This window comes from Thermus aquaticus (assembly GCF_001280255.1).
GTDB lineage: Bacteria > Deinococcota > Deinococci > Deinococcales > Thermaceae > Thermus > Thermus aquaticus.
In genome coordinates this window covers 1-560 of sequence record NZ_LHCI01000044.1, presented here as the reverse complement: position 1 = coordinate 560, position 560 = coordinate 1, and the positions used below count along the sequence as shown (strand labels likewise).

Annotated in this window: 2 protein-coding genes; both read left to right on the top strand. The window is 69.3% G+C overall.

Features of this window, described 5'->3' with window-relative positions; translation table 11 throughout:
• Nucleotides 1-377 (top strand): deoxynucleoside kinase (locus BVI061214_RS00275; protein ID WP_162207981.1); only part of this gene is annotated, 377 nt, incomplete at its 5' end.
• A partial coding sequence (locus BVI061214_RS00270; RefSeq protein WP_162207980.1) for a deoxynucleoside kinase occupies nucleotides 377-560 on the top strand: 184 nt, incomplete at its 3' end. The genes BVI061214_RS00275 and BVI061214_RS00270, both read left to right, overlap by 1 nt.

The following is a 560-nucleotide window of genomic DNA, read 5'->3' as shown; positions in this document are numbered from 1 at the left end:
GCGTGGTGGCCGACTACCTCCTGGACAAGGACCCCATCTTCGCCAGCCTCAACCTGGAGGGCCCGGAGTGGGACCTCTACCTGGAGCTCTACCGGGAACTGGCCCCAAAGGTGCCCCCGCCCGACCTCACGGTCTACCTGAGGGCCCCGGTCCCCGTCCTCCTAGACAGGATCGCCCGGCGGGGCCGCCCCTTTGAGCGGGGCATGGACCCCGCCTACCTGGAGGCCCTCTCCGAGGCCTACGAGCGCCAATTCGCCCGCTACCCCCACCCCCTTCTGGTCCTCGAGGCCGACGCCCTGGACTTCAGCCCCACCGGCCCCCACCGGGAGGCGGGGGTGGCCCTGGTCAGGGAGCACCTGGCCCAGAAGAGGCCCTGATGTACATCGCCATCGCCGGCAACATCGGCAGCGGCAAGAGCACCCTCACCGCCCTCCTGGCCGAGGCCTTCGACCTCAAGCCCGTCTACGAGGCGGTGAGCGAGAACCCCTACCTGGAGGACTTCTACCGGGACATGGCGTCTTACGCCTTTCACTCCCAGGTCTTCTTCCTGGCCCGGCGGG